The organism is Bacillus sp. YH3-2-B2 (assembly GCF_053663335.1).
In genome coordinates, this window is record NZ_JBSJQE010000004.1 from 55,632 (window position 1) to 78,089 (window position 22,458).

The 22,458-nt window shown below is 47.6% G+C and carries 22 protein-coding genes and 1 other annotated feature; of the genes, 16 read left to right on the forward strand and 6 right to left on the reverse strand.

Annotated features, from left to right (window positions below; translation table 11 throughout):
- The first annotated feature begins 105 nt into the window (after nt 1-105).
- The 9 genes from ACWJJX_RS14990 to trhO all read left to right on the forward strand — a co-directional run bounded on the left by ACWJJX_RS14990 (nt 106) and on the right by trhO (nt 7,347).
- Nucleotides 106-549 (forward strand): hypothetical protein, encoded by a 444-nt coding sequence (locus ACWJJX_RS14990; RefSeq protein ID WP_017419322.1) that lies wholly within the window; start codon nt 106-108, stop codon nt 547-549.
- Nucleotides 550-807: 258 nt separating this feature from the next.
- Nucleotides 808-1,278: a helix-turn-helix transcriptional regulator gene (locus ACWJJX_RS14995; protein ID WP_003156718.1), complete on the forward strand. Its 471-nt coding sequence runs from the start codon at nt 808-810 to the stop codon at nt 1,276-1,278.
- Nucleotides 1,279-1,350: 72 nt separating this feature from the next.
- A complete protein-coding gene (locus ACWJJX_RS15000; protein ID WP_454023089.1) occupies nt 1,351-2,421 on the forward strand; it encodes an iron-containing alcohol dehydrogenase family protein in 1,071 nt (356 codons plus the stop codon).
- 81 nt (nt 2,422-2,502) lie between these two features.
- The gene (gene purT / locus ACWJJX_RS15005) at nt 2,503-3,657 is read left to right on the forward strand and encodes a phosphoribosylglycinamide formyltransferase 2 (protein ID WP_017419324.1); all 1,155 of its coding nucleotides are present in this window, start codon (nt 2,503-2,505) and stop codon (nt 3,655-3,657) included.
- A 476-nt stretch (nt 3,658-4,133) separates the two neighbouring features.
- Nucleotides 4,134-4,667, forward strand: coding sequence for a CDP-diacylglycerol--serine O-phosphatidyltransferase (gene pssA, locus ACWJJX_RS15010; protein ID WP_003156712.1), 534 nt, complete (start codon nt 4,134-4,136; stop codon nt 4,665-4,667).
- Nucleotides 4,658-5,146: a DedA family protein gene (locus ACWJJX_RS15015; RefSeq protein ID WP_003156711.1), complete on the forward strand. Its 489-nt coding sequence runs from the start codon at nt 4,658-4,660 to the stop codon at nt 5,144-5,146. Before pssA ends, ACWJJX_RS15015 begins: the two co-directional genes overlap by 10 nt.
- On the forward strand, nt 5,139-5,954 hold the full coding sequence (locus ACWJJX_RS15020) for a phosphatidylserine decarboxylase (protein ID WP_017419326.1): 816 nt from the start codon (nt 5,139-5,141) through the stop codon (nt 5,952-5,954). Before ACWJJX_RS15015 ends, ACWJJX_RS15020 begins: the two co-directional genes overlap by 8 nt.
- 42 nt (nt 5,955-5,996) lie before the next feature.
- On the forward strand, nt 5,997-6,272 hold the full coding sequence (locus ACWJJX_RS15025; RefSeq protein WP_003156709.1) for a hypothetical protein: 276 nt from the start codon (nt 5,997-5,999) through the stop codon (nt 6,270-6,272).
- A 106-nt stretch (nt 6,273-6,378) separates the two neighbouring features.
- Nucleotides 6,379-7,347 (forward strand): oxygen-dependent tRNA uridine(34) hydroxylase TrhO, encoded by a 969-nt coding sequence (trhO, locus tag ACWJJX_RS15030; protein WP_003156708.1) that lies wholly within the window; start codon nt 6,379-6,381, stop codon nt 7,345-7,347.
- Between the two features lie 36 nt (nt 7,348-7,383).
- Here trhO and gltP read toward each other — a convergent pair whose 3' ends face one another.
- A complete protein-coding gene (gltP, locus tag ACWJJX_RS15035; RefSeq protein WP_024084845.1) occupies nt 7,384-8,634 on the reverse strand; it encodes a glutamate-aspartate/proton symporter GltP in 1,251 nt (416 codons plus the stop codon).
- Between the two features lie 370 nt (nt 8,635-9,004).
- Here gltP and ACWJJX_RS15040 point away from each other — a divergent pair, with 370 nt between their 5' ends.
- Entirely contained in the window at nt 9,005-10,072 is a 1,068-nt protein-coding gene (locus tag ACWJJX_RS15040) for a branched-chain amino acid aminotransferase (RefSeq protein WP_025853807.1), read from the forward strand.
- A 40-nt stretch (nt 10,073-10,112) separates the two neighbouring features.
- On the opposite strand, the gene ACWJJX_RS15045 is transcribed toward ACWJJX_RS15040, so the two are convergent.
- The 4 genes from ACWJJX_RS15045 to ACWJJX_RS15060 form a co-directional block, all read right to left on the reverse strand.
- Nucleotides 10,113-11,516 (reverse strand): amino acid permease, encoded by a 1,404-nt coding sequence (locus ACWJJX_RS15045; RefSeq protein ID WP_161985653.1) that lies wholly within the window; start codon nt 11,514-11,516, stop codon nt 10,113-10,115.
- A 113-nt stretch (nt 11,517-11,629) separates the two neighbouring features.
- Nucleotides 11,630-12,577, reverse strand: a complete 948-nt coding sequence (gene mmuM / locus ACWJJX_RS15050; protein WP_454023090.1) for a homocysteine S-methyltransferase — start codon at nt 12,575-12,577, stop codon at nt 11,630-11,632.
- Between the two features lie 115 nt (nt 12,578-12,692).
- Nucleotides 12,693-14,129 (reverse strand): alanine/glycine:cation symporter family protein, encoded by a 1,437-nt coding sequence (locus tag ACWJJX_RS15055; protein ID WP_003156699.1) that lies wholly within the window; start codon nt 14,127-14,129, stop codon nt 12,693-12,695.
- A gap of 24 nt (nt 14,130-14,153) precedes the next feature.
- The gene (locus tag ACWJJX_RS15060) at nt 14,154-15,137 is read right to left on the reverse strand and encodes a glutaminase (protein WP_003156697.1); all 984 of its coding nucleotides are present in this window, start codon (nt 15,135-15,137) and stop codon (nt 14,154-14,156) included.
- 243 nt (nt 15,138-15,380) lie between these two features.
- On the opposite strand from ACWJJX_RS15060, the gene ACWJJX_RS15065 reads away from it, so the two are divergent.
- From ACWJJX_RS15065 to ACWJJX_RS15080, 4 genes are all read left to right on the forward strand, one after another.
- Nucleotides 15,381-16,673, forward strand: coding sequence for a sensor histidine kinase (locus ACWJJX_RS15065; RefSeq protein WP_077721743.1), 1,293 nt, complete (start codon nt 15,381-15,383; stop codon nt 16,671-16,673).
- A 1-nt stretch (nt 16,674) separates the two neighbouring features.
- Nucleotides 16,675-17,622 (forward strand): DNA-binding domain-containing protein, encoded by a 948-nt coding sequence (locus ACWJJX_RS15070; RefSeq protein ID WP_043866801.1) that lies wholly within the window; start codon nt 16,675-16,677, stop codon nt 17,620-17,622.
- Between the two features lie 296 nt (nt 17,623-17,918).
- Nucleotides 17,919-18,839 carry a macrolide 2'-phosphotransferase gene (locus tag ACWJJX_RS15075; RefSeq protein WP_070081315.1) on the forward strand — a complete coding sequence of 307 codons (921 nt, stop codon included), beginning with the start codon at nt 17,919-17,921 and terminating at the stop codon, nt 18,837-18,839.
- 48 nt (nt 18,840-18,887) lie between these two features.
- Nucleotides 18,888-19,138 (forward strand) — a binding site (T-box leader).
- 88 nt (nt 19,139-19,226) lie between these two features.
- Entirely contained in the window at nt 19,227-19,391 is a 165-nt protein-coding gene (locus tag ACWJJX_RS15080) for a tryptophan RNA-binding attenuator protein inhibitory protein (protein WP_015388747.1), read from the forward strand.
- A 79-nt stretch (nt 19,392-19,470) separates the two neighbouring features.
- On the opposite strand, the gene ACWJJX_RS15085 is transcribed toward ACWJJX_RS15080, so the two are convergent.
- Nucleotides 19,471-20,364: a cation diffusion facilitator family transporter gene (locus ACWJJX_RS15085; RefSeq protein WP_058906537.1), complete on the reverse strand. Its 894-nt coding sequence runs from the start codon at nt 20,362-20,364 to the stop codon at nt 19,471-19,473.
- 397 nt (nt 20,365-20,761) lie between these two features.
- On the opposite strand from ACWJJX_RS15085, the gene ACWJJX_RS15090 reads away from it, so the two are divergent.
- On the forward strand, nt 20,762-21,382 hold the full coding sequence (locus tag ACWJJX_RS15090; RefSeq protein WP_070081316.1) for a nitroreductase family protein: 621 nt from the start codon (nt 20,762-20,764) through the stop codon (nt 21,380-21,382).
- A 24-nt stretch (nt 21,383-21,406) separates the two neighbouring features.
- A complete protein-coding gene (locus ACWJJX_RS15095) occupies nt 21,407-22,345 on the forward strand; it encodes a ring-cleaving dioxygenase (RefSeq protein WP_044053421.1) in 939 nt (312 codons plus the stop codon).
- Nucleotides 22,346-22,458 lie beyond the last annotated feature (113 nt).

The window sequence follows — 22,458 nt, forward strand, 5'->3', positions numbered from 1 at the left end:
TACCTCTTCCTGCAGTCAAAATGGTTAGTTGGACGGATTTATGATTAGCTATATTGTCATTAACATAAATAGGGTAAATAGTTACAGGAAGGAAGGATTTTCTCGATGAAAAGCAAAAAGATTTTTAAGTCGCTCATCATTATTTTTACTCTTTTAATCAGCGGAATTGGTTTTATGGGTTTTTCTTCTCCGCAAAAAGCAGAGGCTAAAGACTGGCTTCATACTTATAAAAGCGGGTATTTCACTAACTATGTGATCAATACGTATCACCCTAAATTCACTAAGACGACAAAAAAGTACAGCTTGAGAGCCGTGACTTTTAAATCCAACAGTAAAGGGAAGGGCACGTATAAAATATACGTCCAAAAGCAAGTCAACGGCAAAGGTGCCTGGAAAACAATCAAAACCGCCAATGCAAAGAAAAATGGAACGACTTATTTTGAAACACCTTCGTTAAAAAAAGGAGATTCATACAGATTTAAAATGGTCAATCAAGGTTCGAAAAAACGTGTCAATTATAGTGCGAGTTGGATTGTATTCGCTTCATAATTTTGATTTTCAGCTTATAATGTTTTAGCTGCCGCAGCTGCGGCAGCTTTTTATTTTCTCCCTCAACCGCCAGGGAGTCCGCACCTGTCTCTTCGGGCGTACGTTTGTATTCACCGCATCATTCTGGATTATGCGGAAAGGTACATCGCTTCAATGATAAGCCAATCCCGGGTCCTTTTGATTTGTTTGAAAATGTTCTGATATAAAAAAGGCGTGCCGCGGTGTAAAATGGCTATATTGATAAATATGGAGGTTGAGATGGATCAAGATTATATGACTGAGCTTGTCTCAGTCCAGCTGAAGAAAATCCGGTCGGAGAGAGGCTACACACAGGAGAAAATGGCAGATGTGATCGGCCTTTCTAAAAAGTCGCTGGTGCAGATTGAGAAAGGGCGGGCGCTTGCGGAATGGCCGCACGTTGTGGCGGTTTGCGCGCTTTTCAGATCAAGTGAAACACTGCAATCCGTATTAGGAGATGATCCGCTGGAGGTCATTGAAACGGTTGCTCACCGCACAATTGACAGGCCGAAGGGGAAGACGATGGGCGGCAAGGTGTGGTGGAAAGCCATCGAGAAAAAAGGCGAGTTCCGCTTGCAGCAGCATTTGATTTCCCACCATTACCGCATCCTTGATTCTTATGATGATCTGTGGTTCAGCAGTTTTGAAAAGGCAGAGGCTTTGGAGCGGCTTGATGAGCTGTTTTTGGAGGCGGAAGAAGCGAAGCGCTGACGCACCTCCGGTTGATGTATTTTCTGACAAGTGAGAAAATATATATAAATTCCAGCCAAAGGAGAGATTCGAATGAAGCCTGAAGATATCGTGCGAAGCGGCCCGAATCAGTACATATGCAAGGAAGGAATCGCAAAAGAACTTCCGGGGCTGCTGGAGACATTCAGAAAACCCGTTATTGTGACCGGAATCAAATCTTTTCAGGCGTTCTCCGATTACGGCGGCGGTTCTTCCTGGGATGTGATTCAGCACAAAGGATACTGTTCACCTGAGGCGGTGCGTAAGGTCTGTGAGCAGGCGGAAGACGCGGATGTGATCATCGGTATCGGAGGCGGCACGATTTTGGATTTGGCAAAAGCGGCGGCAGACCGGCTTGATATTGAGGCTGTGATGGTTCCTTCCATTGCGGGGACGTGTGCGGCAAGTACGCCGTTGAGTGTCATATATGATGAGAGCGGCAATTTTATCAGAGTTGATTATCACAAGCGTTCAAGCTATTTGACGCTTGTTGATCCGCTGTTTTTGCTTTCCTCTCCCATTGAATATATGAAAAGCGGGATCGGTGATACGCTGGCGAAATGGTATGAGGCCGAGGCGGTCATCAGAAATACGGAGGAGGCGCCGCCGCTGATGGCGCAGGCGGGGCTGAGACAGGCGGAATATACCCGTCATCTGTTATTGCGTTACAGTGAAGCCGCCGTCGTAAGCATGGAGAAAGGCGAGCTGTCCGTGCCGTTCATCCATACGGCGGAAACGATCATTATGCTTGCGGGAACGGTCGGCGGGTATGGCGGCCGTTTGTGCAGGATGGCAGGGGCGCATGCGGTCCACAACGGCCTCAGTTTTCTTCAGGAGACACATCAGGTGCTGCACGGCCAGAAGGTTGCTTACGTCATATTGGTGCAGCTCGCGCTTGAGAATCGGAGACATGAGATTGAAGAGCTGCTTCCGTTTTACCGCCGGCTCGGTTTCCCCGTCAGTCTCTGTGATCTCGGCATTCTTGACAACCATGAGGAAGCAAAGCGCCGCATCGCTTCTCACGCCTGCCGGGCGGAAGAATCGCTATGCTTAATGGGGCAATATTGCGAGAAGGACGTGTCAGCGGCGATTGAATCGCTCGAATCAGCACAAAAGACAGGATAGAGCTTGTAATCTGTCTTGTCTTTATTTTTTGAATATTTCCGTTATAATGAGTGGGGTATAGAAAGGGAGGGGCCAAAGGACATGTATCAGGCGAAGAAGATGTTGTTATTAGGATCAGGCGAGCTGGGGAAAGAAGTCGTCATTGAAGCGCAGCGGCTCGGGGTTGTCACTATAGCCGTTGACAGCTATGAGCATGCTCCCGCCATGCAGGCCGCGCACAAAAGCTATGTGATTGATATGCTTGATAAAGCGCAGGTCAGAGAAGTCATTGAGAAAGAAAAACCGGACTTGATCGTGCCGGAAGTGGAAGCCATTGCGACGGATGAGCTGCTGAAGCTTGAGGAAGAAGGGTTTCACGTCATTCCGAATGCGCGTGCGGCAAAGCTGACGATGGACCGTGAAGGCATCAGACGGCTTGCGGCAGAGACGCTTCATCTTCCGACTGCCGGCTATGAATTCGCGAATACATATGAAGAATTTAAAGAAGCGGCAGAAACAATCGGCTTTCCGTGCGTGGTAAAGCCGCTGATGAGCTCTTCCGGAAAAGGGCAAAGCGTGTGCCGCTCGGCTTCCGGGCTGAAAAGCTGCTGGGACATGGCAATGGAAGGCGGCCGGGTGAAAAACGGCCGGGTCATCGTTGAGGAATTCATTCCATTTGAGTCAGAAATCACTCTTCTGACAGTGCGCGCGGCGAACGGTACGTCCTTTTGCGCGCCGATCGGACATGAACAAAAAGACGGTGACTATATTGAATCATGGCAGCCTCATCATATGACGGAACAGCAGATTGAAGAGGCGAAACACATTGCGAAAAGCATAACGGATGAGCTCGGCGGATACGGTTTGTTCGGGGTGGAGCTTTTCCTTACTGAAGATAAAGTATATTTCAGCGAGGTGTCTCCCCGTCCGCATGATACGGGGCTCGTTACGCTTGTGACGCAAAATTTGTCAGAGTTTGCGCTGCATGTCCGCGCGATATTGGGATTCCCGATTCCGGAAATCACTCAGCTGTCGCCGGGGGCAAGCCGTCCGCTGAAGGCGCCAAAAGAGCTTGCTGATTATGCGGTTGAAGGTTTGGAGAAAGCTTTGGCGGTAAAAAGCACTCAGGTCCGCGTATTCGGTAAACCCGTCACGAAAGTCGGACGCCGTATGGCGGTTGCGCTTTCTGCAGCCGAGACCGTTGAAGAGGCCAGAGAAAGAGCGGCCGAAGCACTCAGTCATTTATCAATTACATAAAATGATCTTAAAAGGCGTTTTACCGTAATGGTAAGGCGCCTTTTTTGTTTGGACAGACTATATACTGGAAAACGGGGTTGTGAGATAATGTATGAGGCCGTTTTGTGCCGGCTTTTTAATTCTTGAAACTTTTTATGTCCGCAATCGTTATATGTAATGTTCTCATTTCCCGGAGAAGGAAATAACAATACATCATACGGCTTTTCATTCATCAAGAACGGACAATCCGGATCGCAGCATGAAATATTTAAGCAGGGTAATCCGGAATAGAGGAAACCATGATTGCTTACCTTAATATGAACGGCGAAAAAACAAAAATCACCAGATTAGATTGTTCAAATAACACCAAATGCTGTATAATAAAAGAATTTGAATGATAGCATTGAAAGAATTTCATTTTATGTTTCCTTAAAATGTATTCTTTATGCATACGCAGTCCGATTTGATATGGTTTTAATTGGAGGTTTGTGTAAACTGTGAATTATATACCTAGTATGATTACAATTGGAAATTTCATTTGCGGGCTCTTATCGATTCATTCCCTTTTGTATCATAATATACACTCTGCGGTGATCTTTATATTCACCGGGATGTTTCTTGATTTTTTTGACGGTTTGGCCGCCCGTAAGCTGAACGCGGTATCGGAGATGGGAAGAGAGCTTGACTCTTTTGCTGATCTCGTGACGTTCGGCGTAGCGCCGTCCATGCTCGCTTACAGTGTTTCACTATATACGCTTCCGTTCATCGGAATTTTAATCGCGCTTTCCTACAGCATCTGCGGGATGATCCGTCTTTCCAGATTTAATATTGAACAAAGCAAGCTGCCGACGTTTATCGGGATGCCGATTCCGTTTGCGGGTATGTGTCTTGTCATTTTGAGCTTTATCAATAACGCTTTTCTTCTGGGGGCGGGAACGATCGCGCTCGGTTATTTAATGGTCAGCAACATTAAATTTCCGCACTTTAAAAAACAGGCGCCTGAAAACCTGGAGAGCAGAAGATGGAATTAGTTCAGCAATTAATATCCGATTACGGATATATCGCGATTTTTCTTATGCTGACACTCGGTATTATCGGATTGCCTATTCCGGATGAAGTCATGATGACGCTTGTGGGCTACTTCGCTCATTTAAACGTGCTGAATTACGGGCTCTCCATTCTGATCAGCTTTATCGGAGCGCTCCTTGGGATGATTATCAGCTACTTCATCGGCAGAAAAGCCGGCCGCCCGTTTATTAATAAGTTCGGGAAATGGGTCGGCCTGAAGGAAAAGAGGATGGAGAAAGTAGACAGGTGGATGAAGAAGTACGGGCCGTACACCATTATTTTAGGCTATTTCATCCCCGGCATCAGACACGTGACCTGCTACTTTTCCGGAATCGGCAGAATGGAATTCAAAACCTACTTATGCTTCGCCGCCATCGGAGCGTTTTTATGGTGTTTTATTTTTATTACTATAGGAAAATTCATAGGAGTAATCAATGTTTAATACTGCCGCTAAAGTTCTTTACCGTTCATTGATTGAACTGACTAATAATCGATTGACGTCTTATCTCATTAAAAACTTCTGTGAATCGAAACTGAGCAAGCCGATGATTCCGCTGTTTTCCAAACACTATCGCATTAACTGGAATGAAACGGAACGCACGGCTTCTGACTTTGATTCACTGGCGTCATTTTTCATTCGTGATATTAATTTGAATCTCCGCCCCGTGGCAAAAGAGAAGAACGCCATCGTCAGCCCGGTGGACGGCGTCGTTCAGACGGTGGGCATGATTAATCCCAATCAAACTTTCATGGTAAAAGGGAAGGATTATTCGTTCGCTGAACTGACGGGGTTTAAAAGCGCCGATCACAAGTATAACGGCGGGTGTTTTGCCGTTCTTTACCTGAGCCCGAGACATTACCACCGCTTCCATTCTCCCGTCAGCTGCACGTATCAAAAGCTGGCCGAGCTGGGGAAACGCTCCTATCCCGTTAATACGATGGGGTTAAAGTACGGGAAAGATGTGCTCTCAAAAAATTACCGTTATGTGTACGAGCTGACCCGTGCTGATCAGCAGATGCTCATGATTCCGGTAGGTGCGATGAATATTAACTCGATCGTTCAGACAAACACCGGAAACCGGCTTGAGACGGGGGAAGAGCTGGGCTATTTTTCATTTGGATCGACCGTTATTTTAGTATTCGAGAAAGGTATGTTTACCCCTTCGGATAACCTGACTGAAGGCCGTGAATTACAGGTCGGTCAGATCATCGGTTATGCGGAGTCACAGGAGGAGGCGTCCGCTTTATAAAAGCTGCTCCTCTTTTTTATATGGTGTAAGGAAGTGAACATTATGGAAGAAAAGGATTTGGGAAAGCTGATCGAACAGTACCGGCATACAGGCGATCAGCAAATTCTTGAAGCGGTGCGGGATGCATGCCGGCCTGTCGTTGAGGCGCTCATCTCAGAACTGGCTGAAGACAGCGCCGATCTTCTGCGGGCAAAAGGCCGTGACCGTTTTCCGTTTATTATCGGCAAGTATCAGACCGCGGCCGGCCTTTCGCTTGAGACCTTTTTGCGCAATACGTATCGGTTTTATTTTCAGCAGGTTTTAAAAGGCGAAGCGTGACTGGAAGAAAGAGTACGGACGGAAATGTTCATCTTTCGCCCGTTTTCCTGTATGATATAGTATAGTGTGCGTGATCATTAATATAATTGAACAGGGTGTATAAATCATGGAAAAACAATATAGAGTTTTACTTTATTATAAATATGTAAAGATTGATGAGCCTGAAGAGTTCACGGCTCAGCATTTGAAGTTTTGTAAGGAGCTCGGTCTGTTAGGCCGTATTTTGATTTCTGAGGAAGGCATTAACGGCACGGTGTCCGGAACGGTTGAACAGACGGAACAATACATGAATGCGCTGAAAGCTGATCCGCGTTTTGCCGACATGCCGATCAAAATTGACGAGGCTGACGGCCATGCATTCCGCAAAATGTTTGTGCGCCATAAAAAAGAGCTGGTGACGCTTCGTCTCGAAGATGATGTTGATCCGAATGTCACGACGGGCAAGCATTTGAAACCGAAAGACTTTTATGAGCAAATGCAGGATCCTGACACGATCGTGATCGACGCCAGAAACGACTATGAGTATGATCTCGGTCATTTCCGCGGAGCGGTCAGACCTGATATTGAGGCGTTCCGTGAGCTGCCGGACTGGATTGAAGAACACAAAGACATGCTTGAAGGCAAAAAAATCCTCACGTACTGCACAGGCGGCGTACGCTGTGAGAAATTTTCCGGCTGGCTGCTGAAGCAGGGCTTTGAAGACGTGTCCCAGCTTGACGGCGGTATCGTCACTTACGGTAAAGATCCTGAAGTGCAAGGGCAGCTGTGGGACGGACAGTGCTATGTGTTTGACGAAAGAATCAGCGTACCGGTCAACCGCGTAGAGCACGTTATCATCGGAAAAGATTATTTCACGGGCGAGCCGTGCGAGCGTTATGTGAACTGCGCAAATCCGGCATGTAATAAAAAAATGATCTGCACACCTGAGAATGAATACAAATACATGCGCAGCTGCAGTCACGAATGCCGTACGAACGAACGCAACATGTATGTGAAAGAGCACGAAATGACTCAGGAAGAAATCAATGAACGCCTTGCTTTGATTGAAAAAGAGGATCATGCGGCGATTGATTAATAGAAAAGACCACCAATGAGGTGGTCTTTTTTGTGTTTACATACTTTCTGTCCGTGCGGTCTGGTCTGCCGTGACAGGTCCTTTATATTTGAAAGCTTTTTCCCATTTGGATACGACGATGCAGGCGACCGCATGGCCGGGCACGTTGACACCGGTTCGCGCCATGTCCATGACGCGGTCGACACCGGCAATGATGGCGACGCCTTCCGCGGGGAGACCGACCGCATTCGCTGTCGCCAGAAGCACGACGAGTGAGCCTGACGGGACGGCGGCAATGCCTTTGCTTGTCATGACGAGCACAAGCATCATCAGAAGCTGCTGAGAAAGCGGCATCTCCACATGAAACGCCTGCGCCAGGAAAATACAGGACACCGATAAATAGAGGCTGGAGCCGTCACAGTTCAGCGATAAACCTGACGGAACCACAAAGGAGACGACCCGCTTCGGGCAGCCATATTTCTCCATCCGATCCATCAGCTGAGGCAGAATGGTTTCTGTGCTTGTCGTGGAAAAAGCAATCAAAAACAGATCCCAAATCATTTTCAGCACTTCAAAGTACTTGATTTTAAAGATAAGCCCCACGATCGGAAACAGAACAAAAAGTATCAGGAACAGCCCGAGAAACACAGTGCCGATCAGCTTCAGCATCGGGAGCAAAAGCGCGATTCCGAATTGCCCGACGGAGGCGGCCATCAGGGCGAGAACGCCGATCGGAGCGGTGACCATCACCATCTGCGTCAGCTTGAACATAATATTTGCCGTGGATTCAAAGAAATTCATGACAGGTGCGGAGGCTTTGCCGATGCCGGCTGCGGCAACACCGAATAGGATCGCGAAAAAAATGACGGCGAGTAGATCATTTTTCGCCATAACGTCAATGATGTTAACGGGGATAATATCAAGAAGCATTTGTTTCAGGTCGACTACTTTTTCCGTATAGCCGGAAAGCTCGTGAATGTCTTTTTTAGCAAGATGAGAGAGGTTAAGTCCGACTCCCGGCTTCAGCACGTTTGCCAATAACAGACCGAGCGCCAGAACGAGCGTCGTAATCACTTCAAACCAAATAATCGTTTTGATGCCGAGACTGCCCATTTTTTTCATACTGCCGCTGCCGGCGGCTCCGATAACAATGGTCGAAAACACGATCGGCACGACAATCATTTTAATCAGGCGGATAAATCCGTCTCCGACGGGCCGCAGCGCCATCCCGAAATCCGGGAAGAAATGGCCGATCAATGCTCCGATGGCTAAAGCGATCAAAATCTGGAATGCGATAAATTTTTTCAAGCGAATCCCCCTTTTACTTGCGCATTTCTTACGTAATTCGTGAAGCAGGCGGCAACCACCTTCCTCTCCGCCATAAATTTGTCACATTATTGACTGTGCGAAAGGAAGGATTGCTTTACATTATGTAAGCGCAATCATTGAATATGACAGAAAGTCCGCATTGGAAAAAAAGAAGGAGCATAAAAATAAAGAAAGATTTCTGCTGAAAATATTAAAAATTTTGATAATTATCCTCTTATAAGTGGTATATTTGATATGATATGGTCAACTGCATTCTCATATATCTGTGCATACAAGATTCGGGACAGAAAAAACATGCAGCCCAGAAAAGACTGAAAATTTAAACAATTAGAAGAAAGGTGTGCTTTTGTTGAATCAACTGATTGAAAGACGTAAGGTCACAGCTAGAAAAGAAAAACCGGATTCCGCTTCATTGGGATTTGGCAAGTACTTCACAGATTACATGTTTGTCATGGATTACGAAGAGGAGAGAGGGTGGCATGATCCGAGAATCACACCTTATGAACCGGTCCATCTGGATCCTTCCGCATCGGTTTTCCATTACGGGCAGGCCGTATTTGAAGGGCTGAAGGCTTACAGGTCAGAAGACGGACGGGTGTTGATGTTCCGTCCTGACCAAAATATAAAACGGCTGAATAAATCGTTACGGCGGATGAGCATGCCGCCTCTTGACGAGAAGCTGGCGCTGGAAGCATTGATACAATTGGTTGAGCTGGAGCAGGAATGGATACCGATAGAAAAAGGAACCTCTTTATATATCCGTCCGTTTGTGATTGCGACTGAGCCTTCTTTAGGTGTCCGGCCTTCAAAGCGTTACAAGTTCATGGTTGTTCTGACGCCGGTCGGTTCGTATTACGGCGATCAGCTGAAACCGATCCGCATTTATGTGGAGGATGAGTATGTGCGTGCCGTCACCGGCGGAGTGGGCGACGTCAAAACGTCCGGAAATTATGCGGCCAGCTTACAGGCTCAGCGGAAAGCCGAAGAACTGGGGTACGATCAGGTGCTTTGGCTCGACGGGGTGGAAAAGAAATATGCCGAAGAGGTAGGGAGTATGAATATCTTTTTCATCATAAACGGAGAGGCCGTAACGCCGGCGTTAAACGGAAGCATTCTCGGGGGCATCACACGCGCATCTGTGATAGAGCTGTTAAAAAGCTGGGGCATCCGTGTCAGGGAAGAACAGGTCGCCATTGATGACATCTATGAGGCTGCAATGAGAGGCGAGGTGTCAGAAGTATTCGGTACGGGAACCGCGGCCGTCATCTCGCCGGTCGGCGCGCTGCACATTCACGGAGAAACGATTGAGCTGAATAACGGTTTGATCGGTGAAGTGTCAGAAAAGCTCTATGAAACGATTGCCGGCATCCAAGTCGGGAAGGTGCGGGATTCGTTCAGATGGGTTGTTGAAGTATAAATGAAAAAAGAACCCCTGCGCTGCAGGGTTCTTTTTTGGATTATTGGGATTTTACGGCTTGCACGCGGGCTCTGCTTTTCCGGTTTTTCAAGTAATAAGCGGTGTAGCAAACGGCCATAAAGGCAATTCCGCAATAAAGGGCGATGGCCTGGTTCGGATCAAAAGCGATGCCGATACAGGAGGCGAGGCATAGGAGAAAGGCCGCTATCGGTACGGCCGGATATCCCGGCGTCCTGTATTTCAAGTCTGAAAGCTGGTGCCCTTCTTTAAGAAACCGTCTTCTGAACAAAAATTGCGAGGCGGCGATGCTCATCCACACAGCCACTACCGCAAATCCTGAGACAGAGACGAGAACAAGATAGACTGTATCCGCTGCAAATACGCTTGACAACAATGACAGAATGCCGCCGATCATACTGAAGATCAGAGCGTTAAAAGGAATGCCTTTAGAGGTCAGCCTGGCAAAGGCGGGATGAAGCTCCCCTTCTTTAGACAGGGACCACAGCATACGTGATGACGCGTACAGCCCTGAATTGGCCGCGGACAGAAGCGCCGTTAAAATGACGAAATTCATCAGATCGGCCGCATAAGGCACGCCGACTCTGTCAAATACCGTGACAAACGGGCTTTCAATCACACCGGCTTCCTTGATGGAGATCATCCCTGACAGCACAAAAATCGTTCCGATAAAGAAAAGCGCCAGCCGCCAGACTGTGGTCTTAATGGCGCGCGGAACGGTTTTTTCCGGATCGGCGCTTTCCCCGGCGGCGATTCCGATCAATTCCGTCCCTGAAAAGGCGAAGTTTACTGAAAGCATCGTCATCAGTATCGGGAAAAAGCCATTTGGAAAAAGGCTGCCGCCATCCGTAAAGTTCGACAGCATAGGTGCGGCCTCACCGCTTTTCATCGGGACGAGGCCGAACATCGCCGCTCCGCCCAATAAAATAAACAGTAAGATGGCTAAGACTTTAATGCTTGAGAACCAAAACTCCGATTCAGCAAAAAATTTCACGGAGAAGGCGTTTAATAAAAAGATGAAAAGAGCGAATACCGCACTCCACATCCAAACTGAAGTATGCGGGAACCAGCGCTGCATGAAGAGCCCGGCCGCCGTGAATTCAGAGCCCAGCGCCACCGCCCACGTCAGCCAGTACAGCCATGCGACCGTAAAGCCCGTCGCGGGCCCGATATAGGTCTTCGCATAGGTGTGGAATGCGCCCGTCACCGGCATGGCCACTGACAGTTCACCGAGGCAAAGCATGACAAGATAGACGATGCCCGCGCCCAAAAGGTAAGCGAAAATGGTGCCCGCCGGACCCGCCTGATGAATGGTATACCCAGAGCTTAAAAACAGCCCCGTTCCGATCACACCTCCGAGTGATAGCATAAAGAGGTGTCTGCTTTTCATACTTCTCTGAAAATTCGTCTCGTTCTTGTTGTTCATTGTTTTCCAACTTTCTGCGAGGGCCGTTCTAATAAAAAATCTCATGCCGGCGAACGGCACGAGATTCCGGCGAACCGGCTTTTTGAATAGAATATACAAACTATTCCGATTAGTCAAGTTGTTTTTAAGGTCTTGGCCCAATCGGCAATGGCTTGGATGTCCTCAGGTTTCGTCCGGCAGCAGCCTCCGATCAGGCTCACGCCGTTTTCGTACCAGCTTTGCGCGCTTTTTCCGAAATGGTTTTCGCACGCTGCGCCTTTCCAGGTTTTTGTCACCGGGTCATATTGTTCACCGGAGTTCGGATAGGCGATAATCGGTTTGGATGCTGCCCGTTTGATTTCTTCTATCAGCGGCGGAATATGTTCGATCGGTGTGCAGTTGATGCCGATCGCTGCGATTTGGCTGCAGGAGTCAAGCAGGGCCGCGCATTCGGAAATAGGCGTGCCTTCGCTGATATGCCGTCCGTCTTTAGCGCTGAAGCTGATCCATGCATAAGTGCCGGGGAATTCCTCCAGCAGCCTTGTGATCGCTTTTGCTTCTGACAGGCACGGAATGGTCTCACAGGCCAAAAGATCGGCGCCGGATTCTATGAGGGCTTTCATCCGGGGGCGGTGAAAGCTGATCAGCTCATCTTCCGTCAGTCCGTAATGCCCGCGATATTCAGAGCCGTCAGCGAGGCTCGCGCCGTAAGGTCCGATAGAAGCGGCGACCAAAGGTTTAGGCCGGTGTAAACGGTTTTCTTCATGCGCCCAAAATTCATCGCGTGCTTGTGCGGCAAGTTCAACAGATGTCTGAATGAGACGTATCGCCTCGGTTTCCGGGATGCCGTGCGCTGCAAATCCTTCAATTGTCGATTGATAACTGGCGGTGATCGCGCAATCAGCGCCGGCGGCAAAATATTCTGCATGCACCTGTTTGATCAGTTCGGGTCTCTCCAAAAGAATTTTGGCCGACCACAGATCGTCATGTAAATCACAGCCCATCCGCTCAAGCTCGGTTGCCATCGCGCCGTCTATGATCATAACCGGGTATTCATTTAATATTTGTGTAATGGGATTCATAGGCCTTCCTTTCTGACTTTACTGAAAATATATAAAAAGGGTAATGGACGCTATTCTCTTTGTCAATGAACCGGCGGAAAAAAGGTGTTCAGGACGCTGCCTGAACACCTTTTGTTTAGGAAATGTGTTTGCCTTTCGCGCTTTTCGCGATATCTGAATACTCCCAGCATTCGATCCCGTCGTCATCAGGGAGCACATCTCTGTAAAAGACGGGGTCCTTTCCGGCTTTCTTTTGCCGGGCATAATCGCTCAAAGCGGCAAATGCTTTTTTCGACAGAAGGAAAATCGCGATTAAGTTCACGACCACCATTAAGCCCATGAACAAGTCAGCCATATCCCACACAAGCTGGACTTTGGAAATACAGCCGAACAGTACCATTCCGAGCACGCAGATGCGGTAAATGAACAGCCACTTTTTGTTCTGGCTTAAAAATCCGATATTGGTTTCTCCGTAATAATAGTTGCCCATCAGAGCGCTGAAGCCGAACAAAAGCATTAAGACGGCAAGGAAACCTGACGCCCACGCGCCGACATGGTCGCTCAAGGCGGCCTGAGAAAGCGCGATGCCGCTCAGTCCCGGCTGGTGATAAGCGTCTGAAAATAAAATGATAAGCGCCGTGCTTGTACAAATGACGAGCGTATCCGTCAGGACGCCGAATGCCTGAATGAGCCCCTGTTTCACCGGGTGGCTCGTCGTAGCTGTCGCCGCCGCGTTCGGAGCGCTTCCCATACCCGCTTCATTTGAGAAAATCCCGCGTCTTACACCTTGCATCAAGGCCGCACCTAAAGCGCCGCCCGCTGCCTGATCAATGCCGAACGCATTTTTTACGATTAGCGACAGAACGCCGGGCAACTGGGTGATATTCGTCAGAATGACAAAGAAGGCGACACCGATATATAAAACGGCCAAGACGACTACGATGTATTCCGCCATTTTCGCAATTCGTTTGACGCCGCCGAAGATTACGCCGCCGAAAACCAAGATTAAAATAATGCCCAATGTAAGCCGGCTGGTGCCGAACGCGTTTTGAAAGGCGACGCTGATCGTATTGGATTGAACGGAATTAAAAACAACCCCGAATGACAGTGTGATTAATACGGCGAACAGCGCGCCCATCCAGCGTTTCTTCAGGCCTTTTTCCATGTAATAGGCCGGGCCGCCGCGGAATCCGTTTTGATCTTTTACTTTATAAATTTGGGCCAGCGTGCTTTCAACAAAGCTTGAAGCCGAACCGATGACTGCGATAATCCACATCCAGAAAATAGCGCCCGGACCGCCGAGTGCGATCGCAATGGCGATTCCGGTAATATTCCCTGTTCCGACACGCGCCGCCATACTGATGCAAAATGCCTGAAACGGGGAAATGCTGTTTTTTGTCCGGGCGGCCGCGCCTTCCTTCAAAACCCGGATCATTTCCTTCAGCATGCGGACTTGCAGACCCTTTGATCTGAACGTAAAAAACAGTCCCAGAGAAAGAAGCAGTACGATTAACAGTTTTGACCATAAAAAATCATTTGCCGAGCCGATTACATTTTCAAGGAATTCCTGCATCCAATCACCTCTTGGTTCGTTTGATTAAAAAATACTGAGCTCCCACTCCTGTGCGATATGTTTCAGCAGCATGCCGCCGGTCAGGCTGTTGCCGTATTCATCAATGGCCGGACCGTAAATGCCGATGCCGCATCCGTTATGAAAAGGCTGCTCTCTTCTGGCGCTTGGGGGAACCAATGCCATGATGCCGCCGGATACCCCGCTTTTGGCCGGGACGCCGACGAAAGCCGCATATTTGCCTGACGCATTGTACATCCCGCACGTCAGCATCAGGGCTTTGGCGAGTTTCGCGACATCTTTCGGAATGACCTGTTCCCGTCGGATCGGATGGTAGCCGTCATGGGCAAGTATCAATCCGATTAAAGCGATGTCCTCGGTTGTACCCTCCATGGCGCACTGCTTTAAATACACTTCAAGCGTTTCTTCCACATCCGCCTCGAGAAAGTTCGTTTCTTTTAAATAGTAGGCGAGCGCTCTGTTCCGATGCGCGGTCTGCCATTCAGAACGGAAGACCTCCTCGTGAATGTGAGGCCGTTTTCCTATTAATTTTTCAAAAACGGAAAAGAGATATTCTAATTTATTATGCGCCGTTTCACCCGGAAGCAGCGAGGCGACGGTAATGGCGCCGGCATTGATCATCGGATTGAAGGGCTTCCCGGGTTTATGGATTTCAAGCCGGATGATAGAATTAAACGCATCACCCGTCGGCTCCACGTCCACACGATCGAGCACATAAGGAATGCCTCTGGACATGCATGCGGCAATAAAGCTGATGACTTTTGAGATGCTCTGCAATGTGAACGGCACATTCCATTCACCGGCATGAATCATTGAGCCATCCGGCTCTAATATGCAAATGCCCAGCTGAGAGTCGTTGATTTCTCCGAGGGCGGGTATATAATTTGCGCTTTTTCCATTGACGGAAAACGGTCGGTAATGCTCGACCCAATCTTGTAAAAGTGAAGCCAGTTCCTCTTTTTCAAGGCGCTCTCTGACCATATCTTTCATAACATTCCTCCTCTATTGCAAGCCTGTCCGAAGCGGAAACCGGTCTTGGAAAACGTTTTCAAAAATAGCGTGTTCCATGTTAATGTATAATGACATCTACAGAATCATACAAAATACGACAAAATCATTCTTAAAATAAGCCGATAGATTTATAAATCAGCCGGAGTGTCCCGCCATTCGGGTCTAAAGAAATTTGCGGACTGTATCGGTCTTGTTCAAAATAGACAGAAGAAGGAAGTGATTATGATCAGGCTCGACTATTTACTGAAAAAAGACGGCTATCTTTTCGCTCTTATGCTGATCACCGTGCCGCTGGCGGGGGAACTGAAATTTTACCCCCTGAATGAGGTATATCGGATCAGCTTCGGCGCCCCGGCTTTTTTCTTTTTTCTTCTGCTGCTTCGGCATGTGCCGGCGGTATTGTCAGGGCTGTTGACAGGTGCAGCCGTTGTGGCATTCCGGATCGGCCTGGCGTGCTGGGGGGGAGAGCATGCCGGATTTACGGCGGCTTTTTTCAGCCAATATCCCAGTTTCTTTTTTTACTTTACATATGCCTGTTTGTTTTATGTGCTGAAGGTCAGGCTTTTTTGGGATCGGCCGCTCATGATCGGGTTTCTCGGTTTTCTCATTGAAATGGCGTCCGATGCCGTTGAAATGACGGTTCAGTTTTCCGGCGGCAAGCAGATTATGATGCCGGACAAGCTGGCGGATATCGCGGTTATCGCTGTTTCTCACACATTTATTGTGCTGAGTTTTTTCAACGTGATGAAGCTGCACGAATCTCAGGTCAGGGAAAAACAAACGAGAAAGCAGCATGAGCACATGCTGATGATTGTGTCTAACTTATATGAAGAAACGATTCATCTGAAAAAAACGCTGAAAACGACGGAGCATGTGACGAAAGAATCCTATCAGCTGTATCGGGAAATGAGCGGGAACGACCGGGAGCTCGGGAGCCGAATGCTGCGCCTTGCGGGAGAAATTCATGAAGTGAAAAAAGACAATCAGCGAATATTCGCCGGCCTGTCGAAGCTGATTTCAAATGAGAGATTCCGGGATTACATGAAGGCCGCCGATCTGGTCGGCCTCGTTATCCGCATCAATGAAAAATACGCCGAATCTTTAGGCAAAGACATTCAATTCAAAAGCGTGATTGAAGGAGAACACCCCGATTATCACGTCTTTACCGTCCTGTCGATCTTAAATAACCTGACCGCCAATGCCGTCGAAGCCATGGGTGACAGGGGTGAGATCCGCCTCGCGCTGCGCAGGGCTGAGGGAGAGATGGCTGAATTTGAGGCGGAAGATGACGGTCCCGGCATCCCGGAAAAAATCGGAGAGGTAATCTATGATCCCGGATTTACGTCCAAATACGATGAATTCGGCACACCTTCAACGGGCATCGGGCTTTCATACGTGAAGGAAATCGTAACCGAACTTGACGGAGACATTTCCTTTCATAACAAGCCAAAAGGCGTCATATTTACGATTAAGCTGCCGGTGAAGCATTTGATTGCAGAAAGGATGAACTCATAATATGCGTTTTTTTATAGCTGATGATGACCGGGCGATCCGTTCCATTTTAAAACAGATGATTGAGGACGAGGACTTAGGCGAAGTCGTTGGTGAGGCAGAGGACGGAAGCCAGATTGAAGGGCATTATCTCCATTTCAAACAAGTCGATATTTTATTAATTGATCTGCTGATGCCGGGCCGGGACGGGATTGAGACGATACGGCATCTTCAGGGGTCGTACAACGGAAAAGCAGTGATGATATCGCAGGTGGAGGCAAAGGAAATGGTGGGAGAAGCTTATTCTCTCGGCATCGAATACTTTATCCATAAACCGATCAACAAAATCGAGATCGTCACCGTTTTGCGAAAAGTAAAAGAGCGGATTGAACTGGAAACCTCGATCGGCGACATCCAACATTCGTTAAGCCGTCTTATTCAGCGGAATGAACCGAAAAAAAGCGGGCCGGGGGGGATGCACGAGAAATCAATCAAAGAAACAGGAAAATTTCTTTTGTCGGAATTAGGCATCGTGGGAGAAAGCGGGGCGCATGACCTCATGGCCGTCCTTCACTATTTATTTGAGGATGAACAGGCGGAAAGAAACATCCCGTCTTTAAAGCAGATGTTTACAAACGCCGCCATTCGGAAGCTGGGGCCTGCGGCGGCACAAGCCGAGGTTAACAGAGAAATCAAAGCCTCGGAACAGCGGATCAGAAGGGCCGTCATTCATTCGTTAAACCATTTCGCTTCATTGGGCACAACTGATTTTTCAAACCCCAAATTTGAATATTACGCCTCGAAATTCTTTGATTTCCCCGCTGTCAGCAAGAGAATGAAAGAAATGCAGGCTAAGGAAACCGTGCCGCTTTCTCCGGTTAAAGTGAATATGAAAAAATTCATTCACGTCTTTTTTTTGGAGGCGAAAGATTTACGTGAAGGATCAAAATTTGTCAGCGGAGGCAGCCGGTAAGCTGATAAATAGGGTTTACGTATATAAGGTTTTTGTGTAAAATAATGTTAACTAAGAAGGAACGGAGGGATCCTGATGGCTGATCAAATTCCGGTTTTCGCACTAATGAAATAGTGTCAAAGTCTCTGCCTTGAGCGCGGAGGAAACCGGGATTGTCTGCCTGAATAAGGAACCTGACAGTAATAGTGAGGGGGCGGCGATTATGCCGCCCTCTTTTTGGCGTCTTCACACATCTCTTTCTCCTCCGCCTAAAGGCGAAGCTCTGTGTCAGTAAATAAGGGAAATGGGGAAACGAAATGACAAAACAAAGGGAAATAGAATCCGTTCTGAACATCGCAAAGGAAAATGGCTTACGGTTAAAATATGAAGGGGCGGATATAAATGAAACGGGTATGGACTTCCAAGTCATATTTGCTGAAGATGACAGCGGCATGACATGGGTGCTCCGAAAGCCGCGCCGTCCCGATGTTATCGAAAGAGCGGCTGCAGAAAGCGATGTTCTCGCGTTTCTCCGCAGCCATGCCGCGGTATCAGTCCCCGATTGGCGGATTCATACACCGGAACTGATCGCTTATCCGAAACTGGACGGAATACCCGCTGCCGCAATTGATCTGGATAAGAAACAGTATGTCTGGAATATGGAGCACGAGCCGCCTTCAGACGGTTTTGTCGGCTCGCTTGCCGCGGCATTAGCCGGGCTGCACGGGGCAGACCCGGATGCGGCCTCCAGATCCGGAATTGAAATTATAAAACCGGATGACGTCAGGCAAAGGGCGGCGGAATCAATGGATCATATAAAAAAAGAAATCGGGGTCTCAGAGCCGCTTTGGAAAAGATGGCAAACGTGGATAAATGACAGCTCGTACTGGCCTGATTTTTCCGCGCTGATCCATGGCGACTTGCATCCTCCGCATATTTTGATCGGCGAAAATCAGCGTGTGACGGGTCTCCTCGATTGGACGGAGGCAAAGGTTGCCGATCCGGCCAAGGATTTTGTCCTTTATCAAGTGATATTAGGAGAAAGAGAAACAAAACGGCTGATGAAGAGCTACGAAGCTGAAGGCGGGCGCGTCTGGCCGAAAATGCAGGAGCATGTGACAGAATGGCAGGCCGCTTACCCTGTGGAAACGGCGAAGTTCGCGCTTCAGACGGGGCAAGAGGAGCATATGCAAATGGCGCGGGACATGCTCGGCCTGTCCGATCCGAAAGGTTATTGACTTCCGCCGGATGACAGCGTATGATACATTTTAAAATCATAGAACGGATGAACAATGCTGAGGAAGAGTAAGTACGCATCAGCGCGCGGGGTTCAGAGAGTCGGTGGCCGCTGTGAACCGATCCCCGTCCGGTGCCGAATGGGCTTCTGAATTGCTGCGCTGAAATGACAGTAGGCGGTGCCGGGATTCTTTCCCCGTTATCAAGAAAGGAGTATTGAAACCCTGAGTTTCTGTACTTTTTGAGAGAATGGCTTTTCAGCCGTTAATAAAGGTGGCACCGCGAAAACCTCGTCCTTTGATGGACGGGGTTTTTTTGTGTTGTTAAGGAGGTGATGGCCATGGAAAGTGACTGGAGACGGGCAGACAATCAAAAAAGGAGGGATATTCATGGTGATCGCAACCGACGATCTTGAGCTCACGTGCCCGCATTGTGAAGGAACCGGCGAGGAGAAAGAAGGGACGCCCTGTCCGAAGTGCGGCGCGAAGGGTGTCATATTGACCGCTCAAGGAAACACGCTGCTGCATTTTATCAGAAAGCATATGGATCAGTGAAATCAAACGAATATGTAAAGAAACAGCACAAAATAAAAAAGCTTGTAGAAAAACATCGTTTTCTCTACAAGCTGCTTTTTCATTCTTCAAAATAAGGATTCACATGGATGAGCACTTCTTCAACATCTGAAAAGTGTCTTTTGATTTCATTTCGGATTTCGCGGGCTATATCGTGTCCCTGCTTAATCGTCAAATCATGATCCAAAGATAACCGGACATCAAGCAATTTATAGTGGCCGTGTTCTCTCGCTCGGATTTTATCGAGCCGTTTGACTTGAGGACAATGCAAAATAACCGCTTTATATTCCTCTATCAGTTCGGGATCGACACTTTTTTCCATGAGAACATCAACAGACGGCCTGATTAATTCCATTGAAATCTTAAAAATGAGGTACGCCACGATGACACTGGCAATCGCATCGGCGTACAACAGATAGGACCATCCGCGTGTGTTCCCGATAATCGCCAATAGGACGCCGATAAAAGCGGCAAGAGAGGCAACGATATCGCCTTTATGATCGTATGCAATCGCTATAATCGCTTTACTGTTCCATTTTTCCCCTTGTTTGATCGAATAACGATATAAGATCTGCTTAGCCACGTAGGATATCAGAGCCGCAAACAATGCGCTGTATTGCGGGATGCTTGGACCTTCAACAAAGGACGAAATCGCTTCTATCAGAATATACACGGAAACGAGCACTAATATGATTCCTACAATCGCTTCGCTGATGACCTCAGCTTTGCCATGCCCGAAAGGATGGTCTTGATCGGGCGGCTTATTAGAAATACCGATGACGGCCAGGACAGCAATTGAAGCCACGACATCCGCTGCAGAATGTATACCGTCGGCAAAAACTGCTTCACTATCGCCTATCAGTCCAAAAAAGATCTTTCCTGCCATTAAGATCAGATTGGCTATCAATGCAATCAAAGCAACTTTTTTGCTTATTTGTTCTCTTTCACTTGTCATTTTTTCCTCCTATAAAACTGCACAAAAAAATAGGAGCGCTTTTGATTCGTTCTCCGTATCCTTTCTTGTGTAATCACTTTGCTTATCATATCAATTCAGTTTCGAGTGGGTCTATAGCAAGGTTGTTTCCTGTTTACTAATAAATAAGGTGACAGAAAAAAAGTTGGAGCAGGGCTAAATAGTACATAAACAAAATTGCGCTGAATTTAAAAATGAACTGTTGACATTTGAATATTTATAATTTATTATTACCTTGAATTCAAGATATTTTAATTCAAGGTAATTTAATTAGAGTGCAGGATAAGAACCTGCCGATCGTTTCGTTTTTTGATCATATGCTATTTGATTTTTTATACCATAATATCTCGAATTCGAGATAAAGGGGAGTGCGAGAGAAATGGCTGAATTTGTACAGCTGGTGAATGAAAGAAGATCTGCAAGCAACTTTCTTCCAGAACATCCAATCACAAGAGATGAGCTCAACGAAATGTTTGAATTGGTTGCGTTGGCTCCATCAGCTTTTAATTTGCAGCATACAAAATATGTGACGGTTCTTGACCCGGAGGTAAAAGAAAAGCTGAAGCAGGCCGCAAACGGACAATATAAAGTGTTCAGCTCATCAGCGGTTCTTTTGGTTTTAGGGGATAAGCAGGCATATCAGCAAGCGGCTGGCATCTATGAAGGGTTGAAGATGCTGGGGGTATTAAATAAACAAGAGTATGATCACATGGTTCAAGACACCGTTTCGTTTTATGAAAACAGGGGAGAACTGTTTAAGAGAGATGAGGCGATAAGAAATGCTTCACTTTCTGCGATGATCTTTATGCTGACTGCTAAGGAAAAAGGCTGGGACACCTGTCCGATGATAGGGTTTGATCCTGAAGCCGTGAAACAGATTTTGAATATAGATGATCAATTTGAGGTCGTCATGATGATTACAATCGGGAAAGAAAAAATAGAAAGCAGAAGGCCGCGCGGCTACCGAAAGCCTGTGAATGAGTTTGTGGAGTATATTTAAATATTTGTAAAGGAGCGGATAAAAATGGCTAAAAAAACGATGGGAATCCATCATATTACAGCAATTGTCGGTCACCCTCAAGAGAATGCTGATTTCTACGCTGGAGTGCTGGGGCTGCGATTGGTCAAGCAAACGGTCAATTTTGATGATCCGGGTACGTATCACCTTTATTTTGGGGATGAAGGCGGGAAGCCGGGAACAATCATCACATTCTTTCCGTGGGCGGACGCCCGTCAAGGCATCATTGGAGACGGGCAGGTTGGCGTGACATCTTACGTCGTGCCGAGAGGTGCCATGGCATTTTGGGAAAAGAGACTTGAAAAGTTCAACGTGCCATACACAAAAATCGAGCGTTTTGGAGAACAATATATAGAATTTGATGATCCGCATGGCCTGCATTTAGAAATCGTGGAAAGAGAAGCAGGGGAGGCCAATACGTGGACTTTCGGAGATGTAACCCCGGATGTTGCCATTAAAGGCTTTGGCGGTGCAACCCTGTTATCAGCACAGCCTGAAAAAACAGGTGAATTGCTGGAAAACATCATGGGGCTTGAGCGAGTCGGCAAAGAAGGAGACTTCGTTCGTTATCGTTCTGCCGGTGATATCGGGAATGTGATTGATCTTAAATTAACGCCGATCGGCCGCGGACAAATGGGTGTCGGCACAGTGCATCACATCGCTTGGCGGGCTCAGGATGACGAAGATCAATTAGATTGGCAAAGATTCATTGCTGCGCACGGATATGGTGTGACTCCTGTTCAGGATAGAAACTATTTTAATGCGGTTTACTTCAGAGAACATGGGGAAATCTTATTTGAAATCGCAACTGATCCGCCGGGCTTTGCACATGATGAATCACAAGAAACAATGGGCGGAAAATTGATGCTCCCTGAGCAGTATGAACCGCACCGGGCACAAATTGAACAAGGGCTGCTGCCGTTTGAAGTAAGGGAACTAGATTAGTCTTAATGACTGCTGACGCATGAAGAAAAAGAAAGAGACATATATTCAACAGATGTTTGCTGGAAGCGACTGTTGGTAAACAAGCTGCCTGCCTTGCAGCACATCATATAATA